Genomic DNA, 26,362 nt, shown 5'->3' with positions numbered 1-26,362 from the left:
GGCGCGGTCCCGGGTCGCCGTGCGGCGGCCCGGGACCGGGGTCAGGCCCGCCCGGCGAACAGGCCGCCGTCGCCGAACGCGAGCCCGGTGAACCGCTCCCCCATCAGGGCGTGCGTGGCGGCGTCGGGGTGCAGGGCGTCGGGCAGCGGCAGCTCCGCGGCGTCCGGCTCGCCGTAGAGCGCCAGACCGTCGAGGTAGCCGAGGTTCGGGTCGTCGGCGGTACGGGCGGCGACCACCGCGGCGAGCTGGTCGCGCACCACCCGCAGGGTGAGCTGCCCCGTGGCGGCCCCGGCCGGGTCACCCGTGGCGCGGAAGCGCAGCGTTCCGTCGGACATGTCGGGCGCCAGCGGGCCCGGGGTGTCCTCGTGGATCGGGCACAGCACCGGGGAGACGACCAGCAGCGGCGTGTCGGGATGGCCGTCGCGGATCGTGTCGAGCATCCCGTGCACGGCGGGGCCGAACGCCCGCACCCGCATGAGATCGGCGCCCACCACGTTGATGCCCAGTTTGAGGCTGATCAGGTCCGCCGGGTTGTCCCGGATCGCCCTGGCGACGAACGGGTCGAGCAGGCACGAGCCGGAGAAGCCCAGGTTCAGCAGCTCCACCCCGGCCGCCCGGGCCGCGAGCGCGGCCCACGTGGTGCTCGCGCCGTCGGCGTTCGAGCCCTGGCTGATCGAGCTGCCGTGGTGCAGCCACACCCGCCGGCCGGTCGCCGGGACCGGGGCCACCGGTGCGTCGGTGCGCAGCGCCACGACCTCGGTCAGCTCGTTGTGCGGCAGCCAGATCTCGACCACCGCGTCCCGGCCCGGCAGCGGGAAGCGGACGCTGCCGGGCGGCCCGTCGGTCGTCTCACCGCGGCCGTTCGCGGGGTCGATCATGTGCAGCCGGCCGCCAGAACTCGCCGCCGACCCCGCGGGACGCCCGTCGATCACCAGGTCGTAGGCGCCGTCGGGGCGCAACGGCGCACCGACCAGCCCGATCCTGGTGCGCACCGTCTCCAGCTCGACGACGGTGGCCGCGGTCCGGAAGACCACCCGGACGCCGGACGGCTGGGCCTCGGCGCCCGCGAGCTGCGGATCGGTGTTGCGGGCCCTGGCGGCGGCGGGCAGCCGGTGCGGGAGCAGGCCGACCGGACCTGGCGTGGTGTCCAGCGCACCGCGCAGCAGTTCGGGCCCGACCGGTGTGGTGATCGACGACGACACACCGCACAGCCTGCCCGGCGGCGCACCGGGCCTCGCGACCACCCCGGTCCGCCCGCACGGCCCGCCGGGCGGTGCCCGATCATGGCCCGGTGACCGACGACGAGCGCACCGCCACCGACGACGGCAGCCACACCCGCATCGAGCGGGCGCTGGTGATCGCCGCACACCCGGACGACATCGACTTCTCCTGCAGCGGCACCGTCGCGGTCTGGACCGACGCGGGCGTCGCCGTCACCTACTGTCTGGTGACCGACGGCGACGCGGGCGGGTTCGACCCCGCGGTGCCGCGCTCGGAGATCGGCGGCATCCGGCAGGCCGAGCAGCGGGCCGCGGCGGCCGTGGCCGGGGTGCACGACCTGGTGTTCCTCGGGTACCCCGACGGCCGGCTGACGGTGACCCTGGAGCTGCGCCGGGACCTGGCCCGGGTGATCCGGCAGGTCCGGCCGGACCGGGTGGTCGTCCCCCCGCCGGTCCGCGACCTCGCCAGCACCTACGGCAGCCACCCCGACCACACGGCGGCCGGCGAGGCAGCGCTGTGCGCCGTGTACCCGGACGCCCGCAACCCGTACGCGTTCCCGGAACTGGCCGCCGACGGGTTCGAGGCCCACACCGTGCCCGAGGTCTGGGTGGTCGGCGGGGCCGGGGCCGACGCGGAGTCCGCCCGGCACGTCGACATCACCGGAGTGCTCGACCGCAAGATCGCCGCGCTGCGGGCGCACGAGAGCCAGACCGCGCACATGACCGGTCTCGACGACATGATCGGCCAGTGGGCCGGTTCCCAGGCGAAGGCCGCCGGGTTCCCGCACGGGCGGCAGGTGGAGTCCTTCCGGGCGCTCGACACCCGCTGACGGGCCGCCGGGGCCGGTTCAGGCCGCGGCCCGGATACGGACGTGGGTGCCCCGGTCGTCGCTCCAGACGTGCAGCAGGTCGCAGAGCTGGCGGGCGATCCAGATCCCGCGCCCGTGCCCGTCCCGCGGATGGGGTGGGACGAGGCCGGGCAACGGATCTGCCAGCCGGCCGCCGTCGTGCACCTCGCAGACGATCTCCTCGCCCGGTGTCCAGATCATCAACCGGGCGGTGCCGCTGCCGTGGTGCACCGCGTTCGTCGCGACCTCGTTGACGGCGACGACGACGTCGTCGATCCGCGCCTCGCCGAAGCCCTGCTCGCGGAGGACGTCGCCCACCGCGTTGCGCACGTCGCGGAGCCGGATCGCGTCGAACGGCAGGTCGGTGACCGGCGGGCCCATCTCCGCCGGTGCGGCCGCACCGCGCCCGTTCAGCATCACCCTCGGTTCCTGGTAGGACGGGCAGGCGACGACGACCCCGCCGCGCAGCTCCTGGGCGTGGGTGACGCCGGCCATCTCGGTGATCCCGGGCGGCGCCGCCTCCGGGAACCAGCAGTACAACCGGAGCGGGAGATCGGCCAGCGCCACCGCGGCGGCGGCCTCCACCTCCGCCCAGTAGCTGCCGTCCGGGTCGTCGTACATGCCGACGTACTCGCACACGACGGTGATCGGGCCCCCGGTCCGCCGGACGTGCTCGCGCAGCACGCGGGCGGCCCGGACGATGTCGGTCTGGCCGGACGGCCCGTCCGGCCCGGGGTCGCGGCGCAGCCGGACCAGCCCGGCCACGGCGTCGGCGCCGAGCTCGGCCGCCACCCGGGCGCGCAGCGCACGCTCGGTGCACGGGCGCAGCTCGATGCCGACCCCGGCGCCCTCGCGCAGCGCCGCCAGCACCGTGTCAGCGAGCCGGTCGCGCAGGTCCGCCTCGTCGGTGTACCAGCAGAGGACGTGCTGCAGGCCGCTCACGCCGCCGGCCCGCCCGGTCCCATCACGTCGGAGATCCGGATCCGGGGCCGGTCCCGGACCTGCACCTCCAGCTGACCGGCGAACGACGCGCCGCACCGGTCGAGCAGCCGTGCCACCCCGGGCCGGACGTTCTCCAGCCGCAGCCACATCGTGGCGGGCAGCTCCTCGGCCGCGTGCACCACGCTCACCGCGGCGGCGACGTCACAGAACCGCAGGGCCGAGAGATCGGCGACGACGGTGTCGGTGTCGATCTCGCCACGGGCCACGCGGTCGAGCACCCGGCCCAGTACCCGGCGGACCTGCGGCCGGTTCCCGTGGTCGACCTCGCCGGCGAGGCGCAGGTGCGCCGGAGCCAGCTCGGTGATCCGCAGCAGCGTGTCGTCGTGCAGCGGGTTCGACGCCAGCTCCACGTCGTGCATCGCCCGCATCTGGGCGATCAGCTCGTCCGGGCAGCGGGCGTGGTCGTAGATGCACAGCGCGTGCACCGGGTGCCCGCGGATCGTGTCGGCGAGCACCCGGTCGTAGTCGGCGGGCTGCGGGGCACCGATCCGGTGCTCCCCGTGCTCCATCTGGCCGGCGACGCGCAGCCCGGCCCAGCCATCCTCGACGGCGGCGGCCATCGCGTGCGTCAGCACCCCGCCGAACTCCTCGGGCGGGGAGAGCATGGCGGCCCGGGTGCCCTCGTTCGGGAGCTGGAACTGGCCGGTGCGCAGCGGGCCGATGATCTCGACCCCGTCGTCCTGCATCCGGGACAGGACGGCGTCGGCGGTGTGGTCGTCGAAGTAGGCGACCCGCTCACCGGCTTCCAGGCCGTCGGCCAGGAAGGAGGAGACGACCTCGCACAGCTGCTCGTCGCTCACCGGGACGGTCAACGAGTGCGACGACGGATCGCCCGTCATCGGTTCCACCGTCACCATCGCCCCCGTCCGGCCGTGTCGTCACACGACCAGGTGTGATGTGGCCGACACAATAGGTGACGCCGATCCTACTGCGCGACCCGGGGGCACGGGGCGCTTTCACACAGGCGCGGCGAGGCGTAGAGTTAGCCGGACCGAACTTCATGGTTCGGCCGCTCTTGGTCCGAGGAGATGGTCCCGTGTTCCGCGCCGCACCCGCCACCCGCCCGGTCACCGCGGTGCGCCCGGTCGTCCTCGCCGCCGTCCTCATGGTCCTGCTCGCCGCCGCGACGATCGCCTCGGTGCCGCTCGCCCCGGCCCCGGTCACGCTCCTGCTGGCCGCCGCCGCACTGGCCGTCCGTCCCCTGGTCGTCCTGCACCACCGCCGCGCCACCGCACGCGTCTGACTCGCCCCTGACCCCACTCCCGGCCGGGCTCCACTCATGGAGCTTCAGCCCGGGCCGGTTTCCACTCATGGAGCTTCGGCCTCGTGTCACCGGGCCGAAGCTCCATGAGTGACGTGTCCGGTGGGGTGCGCGGAGCCGGTGGGGTGTGCGGGGCCGGTGGGGGTCAGAGCGTGGACAGGTCGAGGACGAAGCGGAACCGCACGTCGCCGCGCGCGAGCCGGTCCAGTGCCTCGTCCAGCCGGTCCGCCGGGAGCACCTCGACGTCGGCGGTGATCGCGTGGGCCGCGGAGAAGTCGAGCATCTCCCGGGTGACCGCCACCCCGCCCGAGCCACTCCCGGCGATCCGCTTCTCCCCCACCACGAGGCTCATCGGGTCGATCCGCAGCGGCTCCGTCGGGATGCCGAGGAGCACGTAGGTCCCGTCCACCGCCAGCGTGTTCAGGTAGGGGGCCAGGTCCAGCGCCACGCCGGTGGTGTCGAGCAACAGGTCGACCGAGCGGAACGCGGCGGCCATCGCGGCGGCGTCGCGCGTGAGGACGACGTCGTGCGCCCCGAGTGCGCGCGCCGCGTCGCTCTTGGCCGCGCTCGTCGTGAAGGCGACGACCCGGGCACCCATCGCCCGCGCGTAACGGACGGCGAGGTGACCGAGGCCGCCGATGCCCACGACGCCCACCGTCGTGCCCGGGCCGGCGCCGAAGCGGCGCAGTGGGGCGAACGTGGTCACCCCGGCGCAGAGCAGGGGCGCCGACGCGGCCGGGTCGAGCGCATCGGGAAGGGCGTAGGTGAAGCGCCGGTCGACCACGATCGTCGCCGAGAACCCGCCCCGCGTCGTCCCGCCGAGGTGCGGGTCGGCACCGCCGTAGGTCAGGGTCGGGAACCGCGCGCAGTCGTTCTCCCGGTCCGCGAGACACGCCGGGCACTCGCCGCACGAGCCGACGATGTTGCCGACCGCGACCCGGTCACCGGGACGCAGGTCCCCGACGGCGGAACCGACGTCGGACACCACGCCGGTCATCTCGTGCCCGGCCACCACCGGGAACGCCGCCGGGTCGGTACCGCGGAGCACGTGCAGGTCGGTCGCGCAGACCCCGCAGTGCGTCACCCGCACGACGACGTCGTCCGGCAGCGGGTCCCTCCGGGGGAACGCCCAGCGCTCCGGGCTGCCGCCCGGGCGGGTCACCGCGAGTCCGGTGGTCTCGATCATCCGTGCCTCTTTCGGAAACAAACCAGTTGGTTACTACGACCGTAGCCGCGTTCCTCCCCCGTCGGCAACTGAACGGTTGGTTACAGTGGCGGCGTGCCCAAGGACGGATCAGCGACCAGGCGCCGTCTCCTCGACGCGGCGGCGGCCGAGTTCTCCCGGCACGGCATCGCCGGCGCCCGCGTCGACCGGATCGCCGACGCCGCCGCGGCCAACAAGGCGCAGATCTACGCCTGGTTCTCCTCCAAGGACGGGCTGTTCGACGCGGTGTTCACCGAGCACCTCGCGCTGATCATCGGCACCGTCCCGTTCGACGCGTTCGACCTGCCCGGCTACGTCACCGGCCTCTACGACGCCTACCTGGACCGGCCCGAGATCGTCCGGCTGGCGGTGTGGGCCCGGCTCGAACGGATGCCGACCGGTGACCTGCTGGGCGCGGCGGCCGACCAGGTCGCCGCGAAGACCGCCTCGGTGCGGGCGGCCCAGGAGGCCGGGGTGGTGGATCCCGAACTGGCCACGGAGGACGTCTACCCCCTGGTCATCGGCCTGTCACTGGCCTGGTCACCGGCCTCGCCGACGATCGCCGCGGATCCCGCCGACACCGCGGCGGAGCACGACCGCCGCCGGGCCGCGCTCGCCGCGGCCGCCCGCCGCGCGTTCCGGCCCGGGACCTGACCGCACGCTTCCGCAGAGCGGGAGCGCCGTGGCGGAGCGGGGTGCGCCGTGCCTAGCGTGTGGCGTCCGACGACGCGAGGGGGCGGCAGCGATGGCGACGATCGGCGACGCCGGCTGGGCGGTACTGCGGGCACACGGGATCGACACCGTGTTCGGCAACCCCGGATCGAACGAGCTGCCGTTCCTCGCCGCGATGCCGGCCGGCACGCGCTACGTGCTCGGCCTGCACGAGGGCGTCGTGGTCGGCATGGCCGACGGGTACGCCCAGGCCACCGGCGGTCCGGCGCTGGTGAACCTGCACGCCGCGTCCGGGACGGGGAACGCGATGGGTGCCCTCGCCAACGCCGTCCACGCACACTCGCCGCTCGTGCTCACCGCGGGTCAGCAGGTCCGCTCCACCGTCGGCCAGGACGTCATGCTCGCCAACACCGATGCAGCGCTGCTGCCACGCCCGCTCGTGACGTGGTCGTCGGAACCGGCGGACGCCCAGGACGTGCCCCGCTCGCTCGCCGAGGCCGTGCACACCGCGCTGCTCGAACCACGCGGTCCGGTGTACCTCTCGATCCCCTACGACGACTGGGCCGCGCCCGCCGGTCCGCACACCGACCACCTGCCGGCCCGGCGGACCCGGTCGGCCGCGGCACTGGCGCCGGAGCAGCTCACGGAGCTCGCCACCGCACTCGGCACGGCCGCCGCCCCGGTACTGGTGCTCGGCCCGCAGGTGGACGCCGCCGGGGCGAACGCCGACGCCGTCGTCCTCGCCGAGAAGCTGGCCTGCCCGGTCTGGATCGCGCCGTCGGCGTCGCGGTGCCCGTTCCCGACCCGGCACCCGGCGTTCCGCGGCGTGCTGCCCGCCTCGGTCCGGGACGTGAACCGATCGCTGGCCGGGCACGACGTCGTCCTCGTCGCCGGGGCCCCGGTGTTCCGCTACCACCAGCACCTGCCCGATGACCTGCTGCCCGGAGGCACCCGGCTGCTGCACCTGACCGCCGATCCGGCCGAGGCCGCGCGCGCCCCCGTCGGCGAGGCGTGGGTGGCCCCGGTCGGTCCGGCGCTGGCCGGGCTGGCCGCGGCGGTGACCCCGGCCGCCCGCCCGGCGCCGCCCCCGCCGCCGCCGTTCCCGGCCCCCGGCGGAGCCGATGGCCACGTCCCGCCGGAGCAGCTGTTCGCGCTGGTGCGGGCGGCGGCCCCGGCCGGGACGGTGCACGTGTGCGAGTCGACCTCGACCGTCGACGCGTTCTTCGCCCAGGCCGACCTCACCGAACCGGGCAGCTACCTGTTCCCCGCCGCCGGCGGCCTCGGCTTCGGCCTGCCCGCCGCCGTGGGGGCGCAGCTGGCCCACGGCTCCCGGCGGCGGGTGGTCGCGCTCGTCGGGGACGGGTCGGCGAACTACGGGATCACCGCGCTGTGGAGTGCGGCCCGGTACCGGATCCCGGTCGTCTTCGTGATCCTGCGCAACGGGACCTACGGCGCGCTGCGCGGGTTCGCCGAGCTGCTGGGCACCGGGGAGACCCCGGGCCTGGACCTGCCGGGCCTGGACTTCGTCCGGATCGCCGAGGGGTACGGGGTGCCTGCGGAGTCCGTCCGCGACGCGGACACGCTCGCCGCGGCGCTGGCCACGGCGTTCGGTGCCGACGGCCCTCGGCTGATCGAGGTGTTGACGGCGCCAGACGCGGCCGGATAAAGGTCGCCGAACGCCGAATTCTCCCCGCTCCCGACGACACATCGATCTTGCCCGGTAGCGCGGCATCGACCACCCTGGATGATCGAGGCCGAACACGGCGATCGGTTGTACAAGACGGATCCGCCTATGGACGACCTCGGTGACGGAGCAACGATCGGGAGCCCGGTGATCGATCCCCACAACGAGGCCGTACTCGTCCACAACCCGTCGAAGAACGTGTTCGAGGACAAGACCGCGGACATATCCAGCTATACGATCGACCCTCCACACGCAAGAATCCACATCACCTACCGGAGCGGTCGCACCTATGCCTTCAGGCAGAACCGTGTGCGCATTCTCGGCTGTGCCGGGGTCCGTCCGCTGACCGAGGACACCGTCGTCGAGGTGTCCGGGACCGTCTGGTCGAGCGCCGTGCGCGTCGCCGACTTCGGGCCTCCGGGATTCCCCTGGACACGGGTGTTCTACCGCAAAGGAGGGCGGGAGGGCCACGCTCTGTTCCCGACCGATCGGGTACGTACCGTCCGATGTGCGACGAGTGACCAGGGCGCCCTGGACGTACTGCGCCACTGGCGGTCGGTGGCCTCCGCCCTGCCTGCCGACGACCCGCTGAAAAAACAGTTCGCCAGGATGACGTTCGTCCACCCGGAGAGCGCACTCGGCGCCTACCTCACCGGCGCACCGATCGCGTCGCGTGCCGCCGAGCGCGCTCCGATCTTCCCGTTCCGCTGCAATCTGAGAGCGTGTTTGAGAAGGGTCGGCGTGTCTGCGCTGGATGCGTCCGGGTGTGGTCCATCGTGGAGGAGTGGCTCGGCGTAGGCGGCGGTACCCCTCGGACACCAGCGATGAGCAGTGGGCGTTGATCGAGCCGCTGCTGCCAGCGGCGGGGGCGGGAGGCCGGCCGGAGAAGCACGCGCGCCGTGATGTGGTGGATGCGATCCTCTACGTCGTGCGCGCCGGGTGCGCGTGGCGGGCTCTACCAGTGGATTTCCCGCCGTGGCAGACGGTGTACTGGTACTTCAACCGGTGGGAGCAGCAGAGGGTCACCGAGCAGATCCTCCCGATCGTGCGCCGTCAGCTACGCGCTGATGAGGGCCGCGACCCCGAACCCAGCGCGGGGATCATCGACTCGCAGTCGGTGAGGGGCGCTGACACGGTCGGGCGGGACACCCGCGGCTATGACGCCGGGAAGAAGGTCAACGGTCGGAAGCGGTTCATCGTGACCGACACCCTCGGCCTGCTGCTGACCACGATGGTGTGCTCGGCGTCGGTGCAGGACCGCGATGGCGCCAAGTCGATCCTGCTCGACCTCTACCTGCGCACGAGGGTGCGGTTCGTCTACGCCGACGCCGGGTTCGCCGGGCGCCTGCTGGACTCTTGGGCGACCACGATCCTGCACACCAGCGTCGAGATCGTGCGCAAACCGCCTGAACAGCGCGGATTCGCCGTCCTCCCGCGGCGGTGGGTGGTCGAGCGGACCCTGGCCTGGGTCACCGCACACCGCCGCCTGGCCCGCGACTACGAACGCCACCCCGCAGTGTCCGAGGCCATGATCCGCTGGGCGGCGATCAACACCATCACCCGCCGCATCGCCCGTGGCGAACCCGCCCGACGCCAGCAGAAGTACGTAGTCACACCCTCAACATGATCTTCTCAAACACTCTCTGAGTCAGCGTGCGGCGGTCGACAACGCCCTGCGCCGGTCGCTCTCCGTCATCGAGGGGCCGCCCGGGACCGGGAAGACCGAGACCATCCTCAATCTGATCGCCTCCGTCATCGCCGACGGCGGTAAGACCGTTGCGGTGGTCTCGTTCAGCAACGCGGCGGTCGACAACGTTCGTGACAAGCTCGACGAGCTGGGCTTCGGACACGTCATCGCCAGCCTGGGCCGGAAGGACAAGCGGGAACAGTTCCTCGCCAACCAGGGCGTCCGCAACGGCACGGTGGACACGTTCACGGCCGGGGCACCACCCCGGCCGTCGGACGGCGAGTTGGCCGGTATCGACCGCCGGTTGCGCGGACTCCAGGACGCCGAACGGATCCGAGCGGTGCTGCGTCAGGAGATCGACGCCCATCGCCTGGAGATGCGGCACTTCGACGGCCACCTGGAGCGCGACGAGCTACCCGAACTGACCGAGTTCCCCCTTCTCCACCGATCGGCCGACCGGATCCTCGACTTCCTCGCGGAGACCGCGTGGGACGGCGACAGACCGAGGCCAGGCGTGATCCGCCGCATCCGTCGATACTTCCGGTACGGATCCTTGCGCGGACTCGACCCCGGCGACACGTCGGTGGTCCTCCGTCTCCAGCAGGCGTACTACCAGAGGCACATCGCCGATCTGGACGAGCAGATCAGCCGGCTGGACGAGCAGTTGCGTGCCGGTGACTTCGATCGCCTGGCCCGGGAGCACCAGCGGCTGTCCACCGAGATCCTGCACGCCGAACTCGCCTCCCGGTACCGGGGCGTCTCGCGAGACGTCCCGTTCCACGAGGACACCTACCGGCTCGGGACGAACTTCACGAAATTCGTGGCCGACTACCCGGTCGTCCTGAGCACCTGCCATTCGATCCGGAACTCCATTCCGCCCGGGTATCTGTTCGATTATCTCGTCATCGACGAGGCCTCACAGGTCGATCTCATGACAGCGAGCCTGGCACTCTCCTGCTGCCGCAACCTCGTGGTCGTCGGCGACCGGCGCCAATTGGCACCCGTGACCCAGGAGGTGGCCACCGATCTCGTCGCTCCGGACCCGGCGTACGACCACCGGCAGAGCCTGCTGACCTCGTTGACCGCCGTTCACAGGGACTCCCTGCCACAGGTCCTGCTACGCGAGCACTACCGCTGTGCCCCGGCCATCATCGGGTTCTGCAACAAGAAGTTCTACGACGGAGATCTCGTTCCGTACACCAGCCACGGCGGTGACCGGCCCATGATCGTCGTACGGACCGTCCCCGGGCAGCACATGCGCCGGCACCGGCAGGGCGGGAACTCCAACCAGCGCGAACTGGACGTGATCCTCGAGGACGTCATCCCGCAGTACTGCTCGGGGGTGGCACACGAGGACATCGGCGTCGCGACCCCGTACCGGCTGCAGGCCGACAAGGCCGCCGACCTGCTCGACCAGTCGATCGAGGCCAACACCGTGCACAAGTTCCAGGGCCGCCAGAAGGACACGGTGATCATGACGACCGTCCTGGACCAGACCAGGTGGGGGAGGATGGGACTGAGGTTCGCCGACGACCCGCTCCTGGTCAACGTGGCGGTCTCGCGGGCGGTCCGCCGGTTCGTGCTGGTGATCGAGCACGGCCTGTTGCCCGCCAGCCGCAATCTCCGCGACCTGATCGGCTACATCCGTTACCACGACCCGGATCACGAGGTCGAGGACAGCACCGTGGTCTCGATCTTCGACCTGCTCTACGACGCCTACTCCGCCCGGCTTCGGAGACTGGCTGCACGGGTCGGGACCGCATCGACCTATCCGTCCGAGAACATCGCCTCGACCGTCCTGGACGACATTCTCGCCGAGGACCGTTACGCACACCTGCGGATGCGCGCACAGATCCTGCTGCGGAACCTGCTGCCCGACACGAGCAGGCTCGACGAGCGTCAGCGCGCCTTCGTCCGACGTCGAGCGTCGGTCGACTTCGTGGTCTACAACCGGATCTCCAACGCGCCACTCCTGGCCATCGAGGTGGACGGGTTCGCCTATCACGAGAACGACCCCGTCCAGCTCGCCCGGGATGCGATCAAGGACGCCATCCTGGAAGCCCACCGACTGCCGCTGCTGCGGCTGCCGACGACGGGCAGCGGCGAGATCGACCGCATCCGGCGGGCGCTGGATCGGGCCGAGGCGGTGTGAACGCGGCGGCCGGACTCACGACGTCGCACCCGCCGCCAACCGCCACACCCGGTCCCGGGAGAACGGCTGGTGGTACGGCCGCACCCCCAGCGCCCGGCGGATCGCGTTGCCGACGGCCGGGGCGACCGGGTTGTACGGCGCCTCGCTCATCGACTTCGCGCCGAACGCGCCCAGCTCGTCCGACGTCGTCGCGAACAGCACCTCGACCGGCCCGACGTCGGCCATCTGCGGCACCCGGTAGGTCCGGAACACGGGGTTGAGCAGCTCGCCGGACGGCCCGACGTAGACCTCCTCGTAGAGCGCGCTGCCCAGGCCCATCGCGGCGCCGCCCTCGACCTGCCCGCGCAGCTGCTCCGGGTTCAGGACGGTGCCGGCGTCGACGGCCTGCACCGAGCGCAGCACCCGGACCTCACCGGTCTCGACGTTCACCGCGAGCCGAACACCGTGCACCGTGGCGGTGATCGCCCGCTCGGTGCCCGGTTCGCCCCCCTCGCAGGTCAGACCGTCGGGGTGGGCGGCGAGCAGGGCCGGGAAACCGATCTCGCCGTCCGGGGTACGGACGCCGCCGGCGAACGGCTCGGAGCCGGGACCGGCCAGCGCGACGATGCGTTCGCGCAGCGCGAGCGCGGCCCGGTAGAGCGCCTTGCCGGCCACCGAGGTCCCGGCGGAGGCGAACGCACCGGTGTCGTACCCGCAGGCGTCGGTGTCACCGTGGTGCAGCCCGATCCGGTCCGGGGTCGTGTTCAGGACGGTCGCGACGACCTGGCGGTGCGTCGTCGTCGTGCCGTTGCCGAACTCGACGGTGCCCACGCCGAGCCGGTACCGGCCGTCGGGGAGCAGGGTCACGGTGGCCCGCGCGGCGTGCCCGAACGGGGCCATCGTCGTCATCATGCCCAGTGCGGTGCCGGTACCGGTCCGCCACTGCGGACCGTGCGGCGCCGGCTCACCCGGGTCCCTGGCCAGCGCGTCCTGTACGAGGTCCAGGCACTGGTCCATGCCGTAGCTCGTCCAGTGCAGGTCGTGCTCGGGCTCCGGGTCGTGCGCGACGTGCAGCGGGTCGCCGGCCCGCACCATGTTGACCCGGCGCAGGTCGAACGGGTCCATGCCCAGCTCGAGGGCGAGCTCGTCCATCGCGGACTCGACGCCGAGCATCACCTGCCCCAGGCCGTAGCCGCGGAACGCGCCGCTGGGCACGTTGTTGGTGTAGACGACCTCGGCGTCGAGGTGCTTGACCGGGCAGTTGTAGACGCTGACGGACTCGGCGACCGCGTGGAACAGCACCCCGCGGGAGTGGTTGCCGTAGGCGCCGGCGTCGGACAGGACGTCGAGCTTCATCGCCGTGAGCCGGCCGTCGCGGTCCGCGCCGAGGGTCACCCCGACCCGCATGGGGTGCCGCAGCGAGGTCCGGGAGAACTCGTCGGTACGGCTGAACTCGTGGACGACGGTCCGCCCGGTCCGCAGCACGGCGAGCCCGACCAGGTCCTCGGCGAACATCTCCTGCTTGCCGCCGAAGCCGCCACCGACCCGGGGCGCGCGCACCCGGACCCGGTCGGGATCCAGCCCGAGCACCCTGGCCAGCTCGCCGCGGGTGAGGAACGGGACCTGGGTGCCGGCGCGGATCTCCAGCCGGCCGTCCTCGTCGAGCGAGCCGATCGCGCCGTGGCACTCCAGCTGGGCGTGGCTGACCCGCGAGGTCCGCCAGGTCCCCGAGACGGTGACCGGCGACGCGCCGAGGACCGCGTCGACGTCCCCGCCGTGACCGCCGTGCACCGCCAGGACGACGTTGCGCCCGGCGTCGTCGACCCGGTCGGCCGGGGTCAGGTCCGGGTGGACGAGCGGGGCCCCCGGCTCGCGGGCCCGTTCCGGGTCGAACACCGCGGGCAGTACCTCGTACTCGACGTCGATCAGCCGGCAGGCGGCCGCCGCCCGCCCGGGCGTGTCGGCGACGACGGCGGCGACCCGCTGCCCGACGTGCCGCACGACGTCGTCGAGCATCCGGGTGTCGTCGGGATCGTCGGTGCGGTGCTCGTGCCGGGCCGTCGAGTACCGCAGGTCCGGCACGTCGCGGTGGGTCAGCACCAGCACCACGCCCGGTGCGGCCTCGGCCCGGGTCACGTCGATCCGGGTGATCCGGGCGTGCGCGTGCGGCGAGCCGAGCACCCGCAGGTGCAGCGCCCCGGTCAGGTCGGTGTCGAAGACGAACGGCTCGCTGCCGGTGACGACCCGCTCCGCGGCGGCCGGGCGCACCGAGCAGCCCACGGACGGCGCGTCCGGGCCGGTGGGAGCGGTGCGGCGGGCCGGGCACGGCGCGACGTTCGCCCGTACCCCGGCCTCGATCGACTCCCGGACCGAGCGGTAGCCGGTGCACCGGCAGAGGTTGCCCTTCATCCGGCGCGGGAGGTCGTCGAGATCGTCCTCGGTCAGCGCCGAGGCGGTGACGATCTGCCCGGCGGTGCAGAAGCCGCACTGGAAGCCGAAGTGTTCGACGAACGCCTGCTGCACCGGGTGCAGGACGCCGTCGGGCCCCTTCAGCCCGGCGACGGTGGTGATCTCGGCACCGTCGAGGCGCTGGGCCGGGATGAGGCAGGAGTGCACCGGACGGCCGTCGAGCAGCACGGTGCAGGCGCCGCAGTCACCGGCGTCGCACCCCTTCTTGACCTCCAGGCTGCCGTGCTCGCGCAGGAAGGTGCGGGTGCACTGGCCGGGCCGCGGCTCGGAGTCGTGCTCGACCTCGTTGACCCGGAACTTCATGCCGCCAGCTCCTCGTGGATCTCGGCCAGCAGCACCGCACTGACCTGACGGCGCCAGTCGGCGCTGCCCAGCGGGTCGGTGTAGTAGCCCGGCAGCGCCCCGGCGTCGGCACGCAACCGCCCGGTCCCCGGGAGTGCGGGGTACCGCAGGACCGACGGTGCGGCGGTGGCCGCGGTGATCCCGAAGACGCACCCGCCGCCGGCGTCGACCCGCCCGGTCAGGACCGCCCCGGAGCGACCCAGCTCGGCGAGCGCGATCTTGCGGAACCCGGTGCGGCCGGCGAGCGCGTGCGCGGGCAGCTCCAGCGCGCGCAGCACCTCGCCCGGGGCCAGCGCGTTGGTCCCGTTCCCGGTCACCAGGCCGGCGACCGGGACCCTGCGGTCGGTGCCGTCCGGCGTCCAGACGTGCGCGACGCCGTCGAGGGCCACGCAGAGTGCGACCATCCCGGCCGCGGCGAAGGACCGGCAGACGTTGCCGCCGACCGTCGCGGTGTGCCAGATCTTCCAGGACGCCAGCAGCGCGTGCGCGCACTGCGCGAACAGTGGCCGCCCGGTGCTCTCCCCGAACGCGGCGAGCTCGGCGATCGTGCAGGTCGCGGCGATCTCCAGCCCGCCGTCGGGACGGACGACGATCGGCTCCCAGTCCATCGTGGTGAGATCCACCAGCCCGGTCACCTCCGGCTGCGGCTCGGAGAACAGCCAGGTCCCGCCGCCGAGGATCCGCTCCCCCGGCGCGAGCAGCAGGTCCGCGCGGTCGCGGGCCCGCCGGAACCCGGTGACGGTGTCGATGTCCATCCGCTCACCCCGCCTTCGCCACGAGCGTCCGGTGCACGTCGGCGCACGCCGCGGCGACCGCCGCGCCGTCCACCGTGCGCACCTCGCCCGCCTCCACCACCGGCCGGCCGTTGACCAGCAGCAGTTCCAGCGGCGGCGGCGCACCGAGCACGAGCGCCGCCACCGGGTCGGCGACGTCGGCGTGCAAGGGTCCGTCGAGCCGCCACACCGCGAGGTCGGCGAGCTTGCCCGGCTCGATGGAGCCGATCTCCGCCGCCCGGCCCAGCACCTGCGCCCCGCCCAGGGTGCCCAGCTCCAGCGCGCGGCGCACGCCGAGCGCCGTCGGCCCGCCGACCGCCCTGGCGAACAGGACCGCGTGCTTGACCTCCTCCAGCAGGCTGGTGCCCTCGTTCGAGGCGGCACCGTCGACGCCCAGCCCGACCCGGGCTCCCGCGTCGAGCAGGTCACGGACCCGGGCGATGCCGGCGCCGAGCCGGCCGTTGGAGGTCGGGCAGTGCGCGACCCCGGTGCCGCTGGTGCCGATCGTCTTCACCGCGGCGTCGTCGAGGTGCACGGTGTGGGCGAACCACACGTCCGAACCGGTCCAGCCGAGGTCGGCGACGTACTCGGTGGGGGTGCAGCCGAACCGCTCCCGGCAGAAGTCCTCCTCGTCCGCTGTCTCGGCGAGGTGGGTGTGCAGCCGCACGCCCAGCTCCCTGGCCAGCGCGGCGGACTCGCGCATCAGGTCACCGGTCACCGAGAACGGCGAGCACGGGGCCAGCGCGATCCGCAGCATCGAGTCCGGGGACGGGTCGTGCCAGCGGGCGACGGCGTCGGCCGACGCGGCGAGGATCGTCGCGGTGTCCTCGACGACGTGGTCCGGCGGCAGCCCACCGGCGCTGCGACCGAGGTCCATCGAGCCGCGCGTCGGGTGGAACCGCAGCCCCACCTCGGCGGCCGCCCGGATCTCGGCGCCGAGCACGTCACCGCCCTCGCGGGGGAAGACGTAGTGGTGGTCGGTGGTGGTCGTGCAGCCCGAGCGGGCGAGCGCGGCGAGCGCACCGGTCGCACCGGTGTGCACGGCGTGCTCGTCGATGCCCGCCCACACCGGGTAGAGCGTCGTCAGCCACTCGAACAGCGTGGCGTCGACGGCGAGCCCCCGGGTGACCCACTGGTAGAGGTGATGGTGGGTGTTGACCAGACCCGGGGTGAGAAGGCAGCCGCGGGCGTCCACGACGCGCGCGCCGGCCCGGTCCGGTGCCGGGCCCGGCCCGACGGCCGTGATCCGGTTCCCCTCGACGACGACGTGCCCTCCCGCGAACTCCTGCCCGGTGACGGTGACGACGTGCGCCCCCTCGATCACGATCCGGTCGACGGCCCGGTCCACGCTCCGCTCCATGTCGCAAGACAACCGCGTCGCGGTCACCGGGAGAAGGCGCCGCCGTGACGAATCGCGGTCCCGACGGGTGGGAACAGGTTGTAGGTTCCTCCAATGTTGCTGTCCGACCTGGTGGCCCGGCCCGAGCTGCGACTGCGGGTGCTGCACGGCGGCCCGGCGGACCTCGACCGGCCGGTGCGCTGGGTCTACACGACCGACCTGCCCGACCCGTCGCGCTACCTCGGGGGCGGCGAGCTGGTCGTCTCGGGGCTGCTCTGGCGGGACGGGCCGGCCGACAGCGAGCGGTTCGTCGCCGCGGTCGCGGCGTCCGGTGCGACCGCGCTGGTCGCCGGGGAGGCGGTGTTCGGCGAGGTGCCCCCGGACGTCGTCGACGCCTGCCGGCGGCACGACCTGGTGCTCATCGCGGTGCCGACCGACGTCTCCTTCGGGGCGGTCACCGAGACCGTCGTCGGGACGCTGTCCGCGGCCCGCGGCGACCGGCTCGCGCACACCCTCGGCCGGCACCGGCGGCTGCTCGCGGCGTTCGCCGACGGCGCCGACCTGACCGAGCTGGCCGGGTCGGTCTCCTCGGGCACCGGTCTGACCTGCCGGATCCTGACCGCGAGCGGGGCCCCGCTGGCCGGTCCGCCGCTGTCGCCCCCCGACCGGGACGCCGTGGTCGCCGCCTTCCTCAGCGCCGAGCGACTGCCGGCGACGGCCGGCCGGCACCTCGTCGTCCCGGCGGCGCCCGGCACCATCCGGCCCACGGGATGGCTGGTCGCCGCCGAGGTGCCGGCCGGGCGCGAGCCGGACACCGACGCCGTCGACGCGGTCGGTGAGCTGGCCGCGATCGCCGCGCTCGACCGTTCGCGGCGGCGCGAACGCGCCGCGGTCGCCCGGCCGATCGCCGACGACGCGCTGGCCCGCATCGTCGCCGGCGACGGGGACCGGCCGGAGACCCGGGTCCGGCTCCGCCAGGCGGGTACCCCGACCGACGACGACCTGGTGGTGCTGGTGCTCCGCGCGGACGGCAGCCCCGATCCCGGCGGGACCGCGCACACGGTGCTCACCGACGCGCTGGCCGGATCCGGCCCGGCGGCGATCGGAGTGCACGACGGCGCGGCGGTCGCGGTCCTGTCCGCCCCCGCCGCCGCTCCGGACCCGGCCACCGGCGTGCTGGCGACGCTGCACCGGCTGGGCCCGGGACTGAGCGGGTGGCGGCTGTGCGCCGGCGTGTCCCGTCCCGCTCCGGCGGAGGCGCTGTCCGGGGCGCTCTCCGAGGCCGCGCACGCCGCCGGGCTGGCCGCCGGCCGGCCGGGCCCGGTGGTCTCGGCCCGCGCCGGGGAGATCACCTCGCACGTCGCCCTGCTGGCCGGGGTGCCCGACGACGTCCGGCGCGGGTACGCCGCGCAGGTGCTCGGGCCGGTGCTCGACCACGACGCGCGGTCGGGCACCGGCCTGCTCGCGACCCTGGACGCGTTCCTCGACGAGTCCGGATCGTGGAGCCGCACCGCGGCGCGACTGCACCTGCACGTCAACACGGTCCGCTACCGGATCGGCCGGATCGAGGAGCTGACCGGGCGGGACCTGGCGTCGTTCGCCGACCGGGTCGACCTCTACCTGGCGCTGCGGTCGCGCTGAGCCCGCAGCGGCTTGGCACCCGGCTCGGGCTTGGCACCCGGCTCGGGCTTGGCGCCGGGCCGGGGCTTGGCGCCGGGCCGGGGCGCGGCGGCGGGAGCGGGTGCCGGGGCGACGATCGCCTCGGGCCGCCGCCGGTCCAGCAGCCGGGTCAGCACCAGCTGCTGGACCAGCGTGGCCAGGCTGCCCGTCATCCAGTAGAGCAGCAGCGCGACCGGTGCCGGGAACAGCAGGCCCCCGGCCAGCACGCCGGCCGGGGCGATCCACGGCATCGCCGCCAGCACCCGTCCGATCCCGGCCGGTCCACCGGCCGGGATCGCAGCCGGGTCCATGCGGGCGAAGCGCAGGCTCAGGTGCGTGCACACGGCCGCGAGCACCGCCAGCGGCACGACGACCATCGCGACCGCCGCGCCCGAGACCGGCGTCCCGCCGAACGCCGCCAGCTGGTCCGCGGGCATCGTCAGCCACGCCGACAGCGGCGCACCGAACAGCCGGGCCCGCAGGAACGAGGCGACCTGGTCCGGGGCGAACGCGTAGTTCGCGACGGCGGCGTTCTGCTCGAACGTCCAGCCCGGCCGGTTGAATGACCGCAGGACGTGCAGCAACGCCACGAACACCGGCAGCTGCAGCACCGCCGCCCCGAGCCCAGCGACCGGGGAGGAGCCGTGTTCGCGGTGCAGGGCCGCGGTCGCCTCGGCGAGCGCGCGGGGGTCGTCGGCGTGCCGGGTGCGCAGGGCGCCGAGCCGGGGCGCCAGCGCCCGGGTGATCCGGGCGGCGCGCATCCGGGTCCAGGCCGGGCGGATCAGCAGGGCCCGCACGGTGAGCACGAGGAACACCACCGACAACGCCCAGGCGAGGCCGGAGCCGGGGCCGAGCAGCGCGCCGAACAGCTCGTGCCACAGGCGCATGACGAGGGAGACGGGGTAGTAGAGGAAGTCGAGCACGGTGTCGCTCCAGGGGACGTCCGGTCGGTGGACACGGAGTCCGGAGCAGGAGGCGCGGGCGCGGGTCCGCACGGCGCGACGGCACCGGGCCGGCGCCGTGCGGTGACGACGCGGCGGTGCCGGGCCAAACGCGACGGACCGCCGCGGGCGGCGCGCCGGTCGCGGGCTGGCGGGACCCACTGCCACCCGGGACCCGGTGCGCGTCCGGCGGTCCGGCCGCACGGCACCGCTCGGGTGCCGCTCGGTCCGGTCAGCCTGCCTGCTCCGGCCGGAGCCGTCCCGGCGCCCGGGGACGCGGGCGGCCCGCCGCGTCGGGGTCGCACTGCCGGATCGCCCCGGCCCGCCGGGCGATCCGCCGGGCCTCCCGGGCGGGCGTGGTCGCCGCCGTGGCGACCCGCACGACGTCGGCGAGATCCCCGCGCCCGGCCCAGGCCAGCAGGGCCAGCGCGACGACGGCGCCGACGAGGCCGGTGTCGCCGTCGGGCAGGACCAGCACCGGGACCAGGACCAGGACGGCGGCCAGCGCCGTCGCCGTCGCGGCGCGCACCGGCGCCCAGGTCCCCTCCCGCACGAGGGCAGGGTACCCCGTGCCGTCAGCCGACGAGGTCGTCGAACCGGTGCCCGGCCACCTTCGCGATCTCCACCAGTGCCGCGGCGTGCTCCTGGGCCGGCGGGTTCGTCAGCCGCCGGCGGACCGTCGTCAGCAGGGCGGACCGGCCACCGGCGTCGCGCAGGCAGACGATCAGCGGGAACCCGAGACGCTCCCGGTAGGCCGAGGCCAGCTCGGCCAGCTCCGTGCGGTCGTCGCCGCCCAGCAGCGCGAGCCCGGCCCGGTCCCGGCAGACGGCGCGGTCGCCGAGCGCGCCGTGCCCGTCTCCGTCACCGGGCGTCACCGAGCCGGTGGGTGCCGTGGCCGGCTCCGGCACCGTGACCAGCCCGCCCAGGTCCGGGTAGTGCGCCATCAGCTCGCGCTGCTCCCCCACCGGCGCCGCGAACAGCTCGTCCTGCAGGGCCGCCCGGACCGCGGCGGCGTCGGCGAACGACCCGCGCGCGTGCACCCGGTCCGGGATCGCCGTGGGTCCCTCGAACAGCCGCCCGAACAGGTCGGTGAACTCGGCCCGGTCCAGGCCCGGCACCCGCCCGGCGGGCACCGGGGTGAGGACCGGCTCGTCGGAACGGCGCCGCCCGGTGTGGAAGAACAGCAGGTTCAGCCCGATCGCGACGACGCTGCCCGCGGTGATGCCCGAGCCCAGGATGATCTGGGCCCAGCCGGGCAGGGCCTGGGCGATGTCGGGCTGCACGGTCACGAACAACGCGACGCCGAGCCCGGACCCGACCACCACGACGTTGCGGTGGTCGGTGAAGTCGACCTTGGACAGGGTCTGGATGCCGACGACCGCGACCGTCGCGAACATCGCCAGCGCCGCGCCGCCGAGCACCGGGTGCGGGACCGCCGCGACCAGCGCACCGGCCTTGGGCACCAGCCCGATCAGGATCATGAAGACGCCCGCGGCGGCGACCACCCAGCGGCTCGACACCCGGGTCAGCCGGACCAGGCCGACGTTCTCGGCGAAGCAGGTGTAGGGGAACGAGTTGAGGACGCCACCCAGCGTGGTCGCCGCCCCGTCGGCGCGCAGGGCCCTGGCCACGTCGTCGCGGCCGACCCGCTTGCCGACGATCTCGCCGGTGGCGAACACGTCACCGGTCGTCTCCACGGCGGTGATCATCATGACCACGATCATCGACAGGATCGCGGCAAGCGAGAACTGCGGCCAGCCGAAGTGGAACGGCGTGGTGACCCCGACCCAGGCCGACTCGTCGACGCCGGAGAGGTCGACCATGCCGAACGGCACCGACGCCAGCGTCCCGACCACCAGCCCGGCGAGCACGGCGACCGTGGCCATGAACCCGCGGAAGACCCGCTGGATCAGCACGATCACGGCGAGCGTGCCGAGCGCCAGGCCCAGGTACAGCGGGTTGCCGGGATCGGGCGCGTTGGCGCCGCCGACGGCGTCGGTCGCGGCGACCGGCAGCAGTGCCAGGCCGATCACCGTGATGACGGTGCCGGTGACGACCGGCGGGAAGAACCGGAGCAGCCGGGCGACGTAGGGCGCCGCGAAGAAGGTGACCAGACCGGCCACGATCACCGCGCCGTAGATCGTCGTGAGGCCCTCCGTGCCGCCACCGGCGGCGAGCCCGATCGCGATCATCGGCGACACCGCGGTGAACGTGACGCCCTGCAGCAGCGGCAGTCGCACGCCGATCCGGCGGCCCAGCCCGACCGACTGGATGATCGAGGCGATCCCGCAGGTGAAGAGGTCGGCGTTGATCAGGTGGATGAGCTGGCGCTCATCCAGCCCGATGGCGTTGGCCAGCAGGATCGGGACGATGACGGCGCCCGCGTAGAACGCCAGCACGTGCTGCACCCCGTAGACCGCCAGCCGCCCGGGTGGCGGTACGGCATCGACCGGATGGACGGGTTCGGTGGACGTGCGGGGACGGCGCAGACGCATCGGGGGACCTCGCTCTGGGACGGACCGTGTTGCGATCTGCATCACCATGCGCGCCCCGTCGGCGGGCCGGGCACGGCCACGGACGACGAACGCCCGCCCGTTCACCGGCCCAGATTCGTGCGATCCCACAGTCGACCGGAGCCGGGACCGCCCGTGGCGCCACCGGTGCCGACCGGCGCGCCGGCCAGCCCCGCGGCGGTACTCCGGCCGGTCCGACCAGCGAGGCATCCTGTCCGCGACGTGACCCTTGACACGCCATCGACCAGAACGAACACTGACCGAAGTTCGGAATCACGATTCCGCAATGCGGAATCACTCGCACGGAAGCAGGGCCCATGCCGGACGTACTCACCCTCGACCGCCTCAACACCGCCCCGCCGGACGAGCTCACCGCCGTCCTGCGTGCCTGCAACACCTCCCCGGCGTGGGCCGGGCGGTTGCTGGCCGGGCGGCCGTACCCCGGTGTCGCCGCCGCCGTCGCAGCGGCGGGCACGGCCGTCCTCGACCTCGACGACGCCGAGACCGCGGCCGCGCTGGACGGGCACCCCCGGATCGGTGAGCGCCCGGGCGGCGCGCACGCCGACGGGGCGGCGTTCTCCCGCGACGAGCAGTCCGCGGTCGGGTCGGACCGCGACACGACCGACCGGCTGGCCGCCGGCAACGCCGCCTACGAGGACCGGTTCGGCCACGTCTTCCTGATCCGGGCCGCGGGCCGCGACGCCACCGAGATCCTGGCCGAGCTCGAACGACGGCTCGGCAACGACCCGGCCACCGAGCGGGCCGAGGCGGCCGGGCAGCTCGCCGAGATCACCGAGCTGCGGATGCGGCAGGTGCTGGCCGGATGAGCAGCTTCTCCACCCACGTCCTCGACGCCGCCCGCGGCCTGCCCGCCACCGGGGTCCCGGTGGTGCTCTCCCGGGGCGACGGCACCGTCCTCGCCTCCGGCACGACCGACGACGACGGCCGCTGGCGCGCACCGGACACCGCCGCGCTCACCGCCGGCGTGCTGCACCGCATCACCTTCGAGGCGCCGAGTCCCTTCTTCCCCGAGGTGTCGATCGCGTTCCGCCCGGAGCGCACCGACCGGCACCACCACGTCCCGCTCCTCCTGTCGCCGTACTCCTACTCCACCTACCTCGGGAGCTGATCCACGATGCCCGTCCTCGGCCACACGCAGTACGGCAAGGCGGAGGTCCGCGTGGTGCGGATCTACCGTGACACCGACCCGCACGAGATCGCCGACCACAACGTCTCGGTGGCCCTGTCCGGGCAGTTCGCCGACACCCACCTGACCGGGGACAACACCCGGGTCCTCACCACCGACGCGATCAAGAACACGGTGAACGCGTTCGCCAAGGAGGCCGGGGACGCCGCCCGCACCCCCGAGGTGTTCGGCCGCGAGCTGGCCCGGCACTTCGCGGACGTGCCGCAGGTCGAGCGGGTGCGGGTCGGTATCGAGACCTACCCGTGGCGACGGCTGGAGCACGCCGGTGCGCCGCACCCGCACGCGTTCGCCCGCGACGGCGGCCACGTCCGCACCACCACCGTCACCCGGACCACCGACGGCGACGAGTGGGTCGTCTCCGGGGTGCAGGGCCTGGTCGTGCTCAAGACGACCGACTCGGAGTTCCACACCTTCTACACCGACCGCTACACGACGCTGGCCGAGACCACCGACCGCGTGATGGCCACCGAGGTGACCGCGCAGTGGTGGCACGCCGACCACCCGGCCGACTGGAACGCCGCCCACGCGAGCGCGATCGCCACGATGACCTCGGCGTTCGCCGGGCACCACAGCCTCGCGCTGCAGCAGACGCTCTACGAGATGGGCACCCAGGTGCTCGGCGCGCAGCCGGGGGTCGGCGAGATCCGGTTCTCGCTGCCCAACAAGCACCACTTCCTGCTCGACCTGTCGCCGTTCGGGCTGAAGAACCCGGGCGAGGTCTTCCACGCCGACGACCGGCCGTACGGCCTGATCGAGGGCACCGTCCGCCGCGACGACACCCCCGATCCCGGGCCGGCCTTCGACCCGGGCCAGGGCTGGTGATCCGGCTGCGGCGCCCGTCCCGCGGACGGCCGGCGGCCGGGGTGCACCCGGTCGACGAGGTACCGCCCACTCCCACCCTGCTGCTCTACGGGCTGCAGCACGTCATGACGATGTACGCGGGACTGGTCGCGGTCCCGCTGATCGTCGGGCAGGCGCTGGGGCTGCCGTTCGCCGACATCAGCTACCTGCTGGCCGCGACCCTGCTCGTCGCCGGGATCGCCACCGTCCTGCAGACGGTCGGCGTCTGGCGGATCGGCGCGCGGCTGCCGCTGGTGCAGGGCGTGTCGTTCGCCTCCGTGGCGTCGATGATCGCCGTCGGGACGGGTGCCGGCGGCGGCCGGGACGGGCTGACCCTGATCTTCGGTGCGACGCTGGTCGCCGGCGTGATCGGCTTCCTGCTCGCGCCGCTGTTCCACCGGCTGATCCGGTTGTTCCCGCCGGTCGTGACGGGCACGGTGATCACCGTCATCGGCGTCTCGCTGCTGCCCGTCGCGGTCCGCTGGGCGTCCGGTGCGAGCGAGGGCCAGCCCGGGGACCCGGCCGCGATCGGCCTGGCCGGGTTCACCCTGCTCGTCATCGTGCTGGTGTACCGGTTCCTGCCCGCGTTCTGGTCGCGGATCGCGATCCTGCTGTCCCTGGTCGCGGGGACCGGCCTGGCCGCCGCGCTCGGGATGGCCGACTTCTCCCGCGTCGGGGAGGCCGCCTGGTTCGCGGTGTCGACCCCGCTGCACTTCGGGACCCCGCAGTTCTCGATCGCGGCGATCGTCTCCATGACCGTCGTGATGCTGGTGATCATGACCGAGACGACCGCGGACCTGCTCGCGGTCGGCGAGATCGTCGACCGCAAGGCCGACGGGCCCCGGGTCGTCGCCGGGCTGCGCGCCGACACCCTCTCGACCGCCGTCTCCGGTGGGCTGCTGAACAGCTTCCCGGCCTCGGCGTTCGCCCAGAACGTCGGGCTGGTCGCGATCACCGGGATCCGCAGCCGGTTCGTCGTCGCCGCCGGTGGCGGGATCCTCATGGTGCTCGGCCTGTTCCCGAAGCTGGGTGCGGTGATCGCGTCGGTGCCGCAGCCGGTGCTCGGCGGTGCGGGTCTCGCGCTGTTCGCGACCGTCGCCGCGTCCGGGATCCGGTCGCTGGGCGGCGTGGACTTCGACGGGCACGCCAACCTCGTGATCGTCGCGGTGGCCCTGGGGCTCGGGGTGCTGCCGATCGCGGCGCCGGAGTTCTACGAGCACTTCCCCGAGTGGTTCCGGACGGTGTTCGACTCCGGGATCAGTGCCGCGGCCGTCGCGGCGGTGTTGCTGAACCTGCTGTTCCACGGGGTCCGGGATCGGAGCACGAGCCCGGTCGCCGATGCACCGGCGCCGGTGGTGGACTCCCACTGACGCCCGTTCGATCGGATCCTCGGCTGCGTCCGGTGCCGTGTGTGGCACCGGACGCAGCCGTTCCGTCGATCAACGCCGCTGGTCGATCGCCCGCCGGATCCGGCGCACGGTGTCGTCCGGGCGGTCGGTGAGATCCGGCCAGGTGAACCGCAGGACCGTCCAGCCGCCGGCGACCAGCGCGTTCTGCTTGCGGCGGTCGGCGCGGAACCGCTCGGCATCGGTGTGCCAGGCCCAGCCGTCGACCTCGACGGCGACCCGGGCGGCGGGGAACGCCACGTCCAACAGCCAGGGACCGACCCGGTAGCCGGGGACGAAGCCGTCGAGCCCGGCGTCGCGCAGCAGCCGGAACAGTCGTCGTTCGGCGGCGGAGTCGGCCCGGTCGGCGGCCGCGACGAGGAGGTCACCGGCCCGGCGCATCCCGTGCGCTCCGGCGTTGCGGTGCAGGGCGGCCAGCAGGTCCTCGAACCGGACGTGCCTCTGCAGCGCCCGGTCGAGGAACTCCGCCCCGGACACGCTCACGGCCGTGGTCTCCAGAACCGTGAGGTGGACACCGGTCACCGCGACGCCGGCCCGCTCGGTCCGATCCGCCGGGTACAGGTCCCTGCGCCGGATCCGGACGCCGGCCCGGCTCCGTACCCGGCACGTGCGGGGCACCGTGACCGCGACCGGTGTCGGTACCCAGTCGAGCATGCCGTGCCAGAACGCCGCCGCCGGGCCGTGGACCGTGGCGCGCGGCCCGGCGGACAGCCAGGCCGCACGGACCCGCCCGGCCTCGGTGGGGCGGTGCCCGGCGACGAGATAGACCCCGCGCGCGAGCACCGTCCACCGTCCGTCGGAGGCGTGGCGCGCGACCGTACGCACCGGGATGCCGCAGGCGATGGCCTGGGCGCGGCTGATCACGCCGTCCTGGGCGGCGAGCAGGTCCTCGAAACGCACCGTGACAGGATCCGTGACCGTCGGCGACGGTACCGGGCATCGCGACGGAACGGTTTGCAGTCGCGAGCGATCCGGCGCGGAGGCAGCCGGCACACGGGCGGACCGAAGTGGGACTCACCGGCCTCCGGGGTGATGGGCCGAGCGCGGCCGGCGAGGCGACAAGCCACCGAACGATCGAATCCTGGGCTGCGTCCGGTGCCGCAGGTGGCACCGGACGCAGCCCAGGATTCGATCAGCACACATCTGGCATCCCGCGGCCGGATC

General features: G+C 73.9%; 22 protein-coding genes and 1 pseudogene. 12 read left to right on the top strand and 11 right to left on the bottom strand.

The annotated features are described in order from the left end of the window. Positions 1 to 41 precede the first annotated feature (41 nt). The gene (locus AFB00_RS24850) at positions 42 to 1,202 is read right to left on the bottom strand and encodes a GDSL-type esterase/lipase family protein (protein WP_156819714.1); all 1,161 of its coding nucleotides are present in this window, start codon (positions 1,200 to 1,202) and stop codon (positions 42 to 44) included. Positions 1,203 to 1,291: 89 nt separating this feature from the next. Between AFB00_RS24850 and AFB00_RS24845 the strand changes: the two genes are divergently transcribed. Continuing rightward, positions 1,292 to 2,050: a PIG-L deacetylase family protein gene (locus AFB00_RS24845; protein WP_231974060.1), complete on the top strand. Its 759-nt coding sequence runs from the start codon at positions 1,292 to 1,294 to the stop codon at positions 2,048 to 2,050. 18 nt (positions 2,051 to 2,068) lie between these two features. On the opposite strand, the gene AFB00_RS24840 is transcribed toward AFB00_RS24845, so the two are convergent. Together AFB00_RS24840 and AFB00_RS24835 are read right to left on the bottom strand one after the other, a co-directional pair. Continuing rightward, positions 2,069 to 3,010 (bottom strand): ATP-binding protein, encoded by a 942-nt coding sequence (locus AFB00_RS24840; RefSeq protein ID WP_068799196.1) that lies wholly within the window; start codon positions 3,008 to 3,010, stop codon positions 2,069 to 2,071. Further along, on the bottom strand, positions 3,007 to 3,909 hold the full coding sequence (locus AFB00_RS24835; protein WP_068800626.1) for an MEDS domain-containing protein: 903 nt from the start codon (positions 3,907 to 3,909) through the stop codon (positions 3,007 to 3,009). The genes AFB00_RS24840 and AFB00_RS24835 overlap by 4 nt, the downstream gene beginning before the upstream one ends. Before the next feature lie 197 nt (positions 3,910 to 4,106). Between AFB00_RS24835 and AFB00_RS24830 the strand changes: the two genes are divergently transcribed. Continuing rightward, positions 4,107 to 4,313: a hypothetical protein gene (locus AFB00_RS24830; protein ID WP_068799195.1), complete on the top strand. Its 207-nt coding sequence runs from the start codon at positions 4,107 to 4,109 to the stop codon at positions 4,311 to 4,313. Between the two features lie 163 nt (positions 4,314 to 4,476). Here the strand turns inward: AFB00_RS24830 and AFB00_RS24825 are convergent, their stop codons facing one another. After that, positions 4,477 to 5,517: an NAD(P)-dependent alcohol dehydrogenase gene (locus AFB00_RS24825; RefSeq protein ID WP_068799194.1), complete on the bottom strand. Its 1,041-nt coding sequence runs from the start codon at positions 5,515 to 5,517 to the stop codon at positions 4,477 to 4,479. 93 nt (positions 5,518 to 5,610) lie between these two features. Here AFB00_RS24825 and AFB00_RS24820 point away from each other — a divergent pair, with 93 nt between their 5' ends. The 5 genes and pseudogenes from AFB00_RS24820 (at position 5,611) to AFB00_RS24800 (ending at position 11,730) form a co-directional block, all read left to right on the top strand. Further along, the gene (locus AFB00_RS24820) at positions 5,611 to 6,189 is read left to right on the top strand and encodes a TetR family transcriptional regulator (protein WP_068799193.1); all 579 of its coding nucleotides are present in this window, start codon (positions 5,611 to 5,613) and stop codon (positions 6,187 to 6,189) included. Positions 6,190 to 6,280: 91 nt separating this feature from the next. Further along, the gene (gene mdlC / locus AFB00_RS24815) at positions 6,281 to 7,873 is read left to right on the top strand and encodes a benzoylformate decarboxylase (RefSeq protein ID WP_068799192.1); all 1,593 of its coding nucleotides are present in this window, start codon (positions 6,281 to 6,283) and stop codon (positions 7,871 to 7,873) included. A gap of 78 nt (positions 7,874 to 7,951) precedes the next feature. Beyond that, positions 7,952 to 8,689, top strand: coding sequence for a hypothetical protein (locus AFB00_RS24810; RefSeq protein WP_068799191.1), 738 nt, complete (start codon positions 7,952 to 7,954; stop codon positions 8,687 to 8,689). Next, a pseudogene (locus tag AFB00_RS24805) lies at positions 8,646 to 9,501 on the top strand (IS5 family transposase). The gene AFB00_RS24810 and the pseudogene AFB00_RS24805 overlap by 44 nt, the downstream one beginning before the upstream one ends. A 33-nt stretch (positions 9,502 to 9,534) precedes the next feature. Continuing rightward, on the top strand, positions 9,535 to 11,730 hold the full coding sequence (locus tag AFB00_RS24800; protein ID WP_335726582.1) for an AAA domain-containing protein: 2,196 nt from the start codon (positions 9,535 to 9,537) through the stop codon (positions 11,728 to 11,730). 15 nt (positions 11,731 to 11,745) lie between these two features. Here AFB00_RS24800 and AFB00_RS24795 read toward each other — a convergent pair whose 3' ends face one another. The 3 genes from AFB00_RS24795 to AFB00_RS24785 are packed head-to-tail and all read right to left on the bottom strand — an operon-like array spanning position 11,746 to position 16,641. Continuing rightward, positions 11,746 to 14,481, bottom strand: a complete 2,736-nt coding sequence (locus tag AFB00_RS24795; RefSeq protein WP_068799189.1) for a molybdopterin-dependent oxidoreductase — start codon at positions 14,479 to 14,481, stop codon at positions 11,746 to 11,748. Further along, complete coding sequence (locus tag AFB00_RS24790; protein WP_068799188.1) at positions 14,478 to 15,275, bottom strand: FAD binding domain-containing protein; 798 nt, start codon at positions 15,273 to 15,275, stop codon at positions 14,478 to 14,480. Before AFB00_RS24790 ends, AFB00_RS24795 begins: the two co-directional genes overlap by 4 nt. Positions 15,276 to 15,279: 4 nt before the next feature. After that, positions 15,280 to 16,641, bottom strand: a complete 1,362-nt coding sequence (locus AFB00_RS24785) for an 8-oxoguanine deaminase (protein WP_231974059.1) — start codon at positions 16,639 to 16,641, stop codon at positions 15,280 to 15,282. Between the two features lie 105 nt (positions 16,642 to 16,746). Between AFB00_RS24785 and AFB00_RS24780 the strand changes: the two genes are divergently transcribed. Continuing rightward, positions 16,747 to 18,273 carry a PucR family transcriptional regulator gene (locus AFB00_RS24780; RefSeq protein ID WP_068799186.1) on the top strand — a complete coding sequence of 509 codons (1,527 nt, stop codon included), beginning with the start codon at positions 16,747 to 16,749 and terminating at the stop codon, positions 18,271 to 18,273. Here AFB00_RS24780 and yidC read toward each other — a convergent pair. The 3 genes from yidC to AFB00_RS24765 form a co-directional block, all read right to left on the bottom strand. Further along, a complete protein-coding gene (yidC, locus tag AFB00_RS24775) occupies positions 18,249 to 19,214 on the bottom strand; it encodes a membrane protein insertase YidC (RefSeq protein WP_083276140.1) in 966 nt (321 codons plus the stop codon). The two genes, AFB00_RS24780 and yidC, sit on opposite strands and share 25 nt — an antisense overlap. Positions 19,215 to 19,464: 250 nt before the next feature. Then, positions 19,465 to 19,785, bottom strand: coding sequence for a DUF6412 domain-containing protein (locus AFB00_RS24770; protein ID WP_197519651.1), 321 nt, complete (start codon positions 19,783 to 19,785; stop codon positions 19,465 to 19,467). A gap of 22 nt (positions 19,786 to 19,807) precedes the next feature. Then, positions 19,808 to 21,727, bottom strand: a complete 1,920-nt coding sequence (locus tag AFB00_RS24765; RefSeq protein ID WP_068799185.1) for a solute carrier family 23 protein — start codon at positions 21,725 to 21,727, stop codon at positions 19,808 to 19,810. Positions 21,728 to 22,062: 335 nt separating this feature from the next. Between AFB00_RS24765 and uraD the strand changes: the two genes are divergently transcribed. Genes uraD through AFB00_RS24745 form a run of 4 tightly spaced genes read left to right on the top strand, consistent with a single transcriptional unit; the run spans position 22,063 to position 25,162 of the window. After that, the gene (gene uraD, locus AFB00_RS24760) at positions 22,063 to 22,572 is read left to right on the top strand and encodes a 2-oxo-4-hydroxy-4-carboxy-5-ureidoimidazoline decarboxylase (protein ID WP_068799184.1); all 510 of its coding nucleotides are present in this window, start codon (positions 22,063 to 22,065) and stop codon (positions 22,570 to 22,572) included. Next, positions 22,569 to 22,874: a hydroxyisourate hydrolase gene (locus AFB00_RS24755; protein WP_068799183.1), complete on the top strand. Its 306-nt coding sequence runs from the start codon at positions 22,569 to 22,571 to the stop codon at positions 22,872 to 22,874. The genes uraD and AFB00_RS24755 overlap by 4 nt, the downstream gene beginning before the upstream one ends. Before the next feature lie 6 nt (positions 22,875 to 22,880). Continuing rightward, positions 22,881 to 23,774, top strand: coding sequence for a factor-independent urate hydroxylase (pucL, locus tag AFB00_RS24750; RefSeq protein WP_068799182.1), 894 nt, complete (start codon positions 22,881 to 22,883; stop codon positions 23,772 to 23,774). Continuing rightward, positions 23,771 to 25,162, top strand: a complete 1,392-nt coding sequence (locus AFB00_RS24745; RefSeq protein ID WP_068799181.1) for a nucleobase:cation symporter-2 family protein — start codon at positions 23,771 to 23,773, stop codon at positions 25,160 to 25,162. The genes pucL and AFB00_RS24745 overlap by 4 nt, the downstream gene beginning before the upstream one ends. Before the next feature lie 69 nt (positions 25,163 to 25,231). On the opposite strand, the gene AFB00_RS24740 is transcribed toward AFB00_RS24745, so the two are convergent. Next, positions 25,232 to 26,098, bottom strand: coding sequence for a DUF559 domain-containing protein (locus AFB00_RS24740; protein WP_068799180.1), 867 nt, complete (start codon positions 26,096 to 26,098; stop codon positions 25,232 to 25,234). Between the last annotated feature and the right edge of the window lie 264 nt (positions 26,099 to 26,362).

It is taken from the genome of Pseudonocardia sp. HH130630-07, from assembly GCF_001698125.1.
Lineage (GTDB): Bacteria > Actinomycetota > Actinomycetes > Mycobacteriales > Pseudonocardiaceae > Pseudonocardia.
Note: the sequence above shows the minus strand (reverse complement) of the source record. Positions and strands in the feature narration are given on the sequence as shown.